At 49.2% G+C, this 4,550-nt stretch carries 2 protein-coding genes; one reads left to right on the top strand and one right to left on the bottom strand.

What is annotated here, in order from left to right; all coding sequences use genetic code 11:
• Nucleotides 1-285: 285 nt before the first annotated feature.
• Entirely contained in the window at nucleotides 286-3,783 is a 3,498-nt protein-coding gene (gene dnaE / locus AC3A8L_RS20105) for a DNA polymerase III subunit alpha (protein ID WP_487964055.1), read from the bottom strand.
• Nucleotides 3,784-4,099: 316 nt separating this feature from the next.
• Here dnaE and AC3A8L_RS20100 point away from each other — a divergent pair, with 316 nt between their 5' ends.
• Nucleotides 4,100-4,468 carry a hypothetical protein gene (locus AC3A8L_RS20100; protein ID WP_487964054.1) on the top strand — a complete coding sequence of 123 codons (369 nt, stop codon included), beginning with the start codon at nucleotides 4,100-4,102 and terminating at the stop codon, nucleotides 4,466-4,468.
• Nucleotides 4,469-4,550: the final 82 nt, after the last annotated feature.

The raw sequence follows: 4,550 nt of genomic DNA, 5'->3' as shown, positions 1-4,550 counted from the left end.
TAAGGGACGAGGCAATAATAGTTTGTCCAATTAGGCGAAGAGGGCCTGCAGGGAGGCAGGTTATTAGAATAACGCATGGAGCAGTTATCGATCGGCTTTCTTATCGAGGCGCTTAAAGGGGCGCATGCCTTGGCATGTAACGCTTTGAGCAACGAAGGTAAGGATGTCGAGATCGAGCATTAGTGGATGAAATATTGTTTCCTCGTCCCTAAAGCGAGGCCCTACAGTGCTTTATATTATTATTGCGATTAACAGGCGTGTGCTTAAGGGGCGTACCCCTAAACGTTAACGGTACAAGACCTCGACCGCTTGCGAGCCAAAGCTACTGCGCAGGCTTTGCAACAGGTCATCGGCTGCACGCACACGCCACTCCTGACCTAAAGCCAATTCGGCACTGGCATATTCCGTATTTAAATTCACGAACACTGGGCATTGCCCGCCCGAAAAAGCCGTTAAGCTTTGCTTGAGTTGCTTTACAGTGTCCACAGACAATTCACTATTATCCAAACGCAAGCGCAAGCCAGAAACCCGCGCTTCACGTGCCTGATCAAAACCCCTGATGGTATCGGCACGCATCTTAAGGCCGCCACTGTAATCATCATTACTCACCTGCCCTTCAACAACGAGTAAGGCATCTTTCACGATGATTTCACGGTGGTCATTGTAAGTATCGGCAAAAATGGCCAAGTCGACTCGACCCGTACGATCATCAAGGGTAATAAAGGCCATGGTATCGCCACGCTTGGTTCTCATAACGCGGAAAGCAACCACCATACCGGCGATCGTTTGTTTGTTTTTATCGGGCACCAAACTAGAAATTCGCGACGATACCAGGTGTTTTAATTCCGCATCGTACTCATCAATCGGGTGGCCCGTTAAATACAACCCTAAGGTCTCTTTTTCGCCATTTAAGCGTTCTTTAATTGACTGTCGCTTAACGTGACGAAACTCTTGGTAAACATCGGCACGATTATCCGATTCCGGTACCACCGAGCCAAATAAGTCGACCATGCCTGCACTAGCATTTTTCGCACTCTGCTCCGCCGTTTTAACGGCTTCGCTAATGGCAGACCACAGCACCGCACGGTCATAATCGAAATCAACACCCGGGCCAATGTTGTCCATCGCACCGGATCGCACCAGCGCTTCCAGTGCACGCTTATTCACCTTACGCGCATCAACACGGTCGCAAAAATCAAATAGGTCTTTAAACGGGCCGCCTTTACGCGCTTCAATAATGGCTTCTACAGGGCCTTCACCCAAGCCTTTAATAGCACCTAGCCCATAAATAATATTGTCTTCAAGATCAACGGTAAAATGGAAGTCGCCATTATTTACATCGGGCGGCAACAGGTTAATACCCATGTTGCGCACTTCTTCAATGAAGGTTACAACCTTGTCGGTTTTATCCATATCCGACGACATAGTCGCCGCCATAAACTGCGATGGATAATGCGCTTTTAACCACGCAGTTTGATAACTGACTAAGGCATAAGCGGCCGAGTGAGATTTGTTAAAACCGTAGCCTGCAAATTTTTCCACCAAATCAAAAATCTTAATGGCCAGCTCGGGATCGATGCCGTTATCTTTCGCGCCATCTTGGAAGGTCGAGCGCTGCTTTGCCATTTCTTCGGGTTTCTTTTTACCCATCGCCCGGCGAAGCATATCGGCGCCGCCCAGCGAATAACCGGCTAGCACCTGCGCAATCTGCATTACCTGCTCTTGATAAACAATAACGCCGTAGGTGGGTTCAAGAATGGGTTTTAGGCATTCATGTTGGTACTTGGCATCGGGGTAAGCCACCGGTGCGCGGCCGTGTTTACGGTTAATAAAGTCATCAACCATGCCCGACTGCAAAGGCCCCGGCCGGAACAGTGCTACCAGTGCAATAATTTCTTCGAGATTTTCGGGCTGAAGGCGCTTGATGAGGTCCTTCATACCCCGTGATTCCAGCTGGAAAACAGCGGTGGTTTCTGCACGCTTTAGCAGCTTGAAGGTTGGCTCATCCTGAAGGTCAATCGTGGCGATATCCAACAGCGGCTCGCCTTTGGCGACTAACCGCGTATCAATCATCTTTTTAGCCCAGTCGATAATCGTGAGCGTACGCAAACCCAAGAAATCGAATTTAACGAGGCCGGCATCCTCAACATCGTTTTTATCGTATTGCGTCACCAGGCCAGCGCCGGTTTCATCACAATACAAAGGCGCAAAATCAACTAGCCTGGTCGGCGCAATAACAACACCACCGGCGTGCTTACCAACGTTTCGCGTAACGCCCTCTAACTGCAGTGCCATCTCCCAAATTTCTTGGGCTTCTTCATCTATTGCTAAAAACTCCCGCAGGGGTGCTTCTTGCTCAAAGGCCTTATTAAGCGTTGTGCCAGGGTCGGCAGGAATCATTTTAGACAGTTTATCGGCAAGCCCATAAGACTTACCCTGCGCCCGCGCCACATCGCGCACTACCGCTTTGGCCGCCATGGTACCGAAGGTAATAATCTGGCTTACCGCATCGCGACCGTAATTATCGGCCACATAACCAATGACCTTATCGCGGTTATCCATACAGAAATCGACATCGAAATCCGGCATCGAAACCCGCTCTGGGTTCAAAAATCGCTCAAAGAGTAAGTCGTACTCAAGTGGATCAAGGTCGGTAATATCCAACACATAAGCCACAAGCGAGCCCGCACCCGAACCACGGCCAGGCCCAACAGGAATGTCGTGCTCTTTGGCCCAGCGAATAAAGTCCATTACGATGAGGAAGTAACCGGGGAACCCCATCTGGATAATAATATCCAGCTCAAACTTTAAGCGCTCGTCATAAGGAATACGCTTTTCACCAAAGTCAGCCGCGGTAGTATCCATCAGCTTTTCAAGGCGATGATTCAAACCCTTGGCGCATAGATCCCGAAAGAATTCAGCTTCGGTCATGCCCGTAGGAATGGGGTATTCGGGCAGAAAGTACTTACCCAACTCAATGTCTAACGTACAGCGCTTGGCGATTTCAAGGGTGTTTTCAATAGCCTCGGGAATATCGCTAAACAACTCCACCATTTCTTGCGGCGAGCGAAGATATTGCTGATCACAGTAACGCTTCTCTCGACGCGGATCATCCAGTGCGCGGCCCTCGCCAATACACACACGCGCTTCGTGCACATCAAACTGATCTGCCGTTAGAAAGCGCACATCGTTTGTCGCTACCACAGGAACTTGTAACTCCGCCGCGAGCGAGACTGCAGCATGTAAATAAAACTCTTCATTCGCGCGGCCAGTACGCTGCAGTTCCATATAGAATCGGTCGGGAAAAGTTTGCTGCCACCAAACACACATTTCGCGCGCCTGTGCCGCACGGTCTGCAACTAGAGCCATACCCACTTCGCCATCGCGACCACCGGATAACGCAATCACATCACCGCTGAACTCTTCAACCCACTCTCGGCTCACTAACGCCTGGCCGCCGTACTGGCCTTTTTGATAAGCCTTCGAGATCAATTGCAGAATATTCTTATAGCCCTTGTTATTCATGGCAAACAGTGTGAATAACGTGGGCGGAGTTTCATCGTTGATACGCAGTAAAAAATCACAACCGCCCAATGGCTTAACGCCAGCACCCTGGGCTGCTTTATAGAATTTCACCAACCCGAAAAAATTGGTTAAATCACTAATACCGCATGCCGGCATATCCATGCCGACCACCGTTTTTATCAGCGGTTTGATGCGGACAATGCTGTCTACAAGCGAGAATTCGGTGCGTATTCGAAGATGTACAAAAGGGGCTGTCATAGAGTGGGCATTTGCAATTACTTTGGAGCAGCATTGTAACGGCATAAACGCGCAAACGACATCTATAAGGGCGCGGCCATTCACTCAATGAGCGCTAGCACATCACTTAAAACAATCAAGTTTTTTGCGATTAAAGGTAGATTTAATGCGTCACAAGTGGAACAATCATCGGCAGTGGCGCGATAAACAATAACTAGCAAAAGCCGCCCCTCACCCAGCTTGACGATAACAACGCACTAGGCTCCCCCGCAGTAAAACAATGGATTGTTAGCAACCTTAAATACATGCTCTCAATAATCCACGGCAAACAGTCATTATGCAATTTACTAAATCGATGATCGAACTGGTCTATGAAATTCGCCGGCTAGCCCCTGCAGACCTCAAGCCCGCCATAAAACTTGCCAATCCCGAGCTTTTCGCTGAACTACAAAACCACTACCATGCTGGCGCTAACGTGGTCAGCAAAGCACTGACTAAAGAACTGTTTTATTTGGCTGGAACGCCTTGGCCTGCGAGGTTAGAAAACCCCACCGCACTGGATAATAAGCAAACGGTAAGAGTTTATCGTGGTCAAATACAAACAGAAGATCGCCGCCCACTCAGTGGCAGCGAGGAAACGCAAAAAGAGATGAAGGAGCAGCAACGCAAAAAGCGAATATACCGCGGCCGTGTTGTTGAACCTTGATAGATAAACCAGCTCCTTACTTACAGCCCCTTAGGGGCGAGGCAATAATAGTTTATCCAATTAGGCGAAGAGGGCCTGCAGG

Source organism: Marinagarivorans sp., assembly GCF_982758155.1.
This window is presented reverse-complemented; position numbering and strand designations above follow the sequence as displayed.

What these genes read in the sequence shown, in the direction of transcription:
- AC3A8L_RS20100 (WP_487964054.1), top strand. Translation starts at nt 4,100, where the DNA reads ATGCAATTTACTAAATCGATGATCGAACTGGTCTATGAAATTCGCCGG.
- dnaE (WP_487964055.1), bottom strand. Translation starts at nt 3,783, where the DNA reads ATGACAGCCCCTTTTGTACATCTTCGAATACGCACCGAATTCTCGCTT.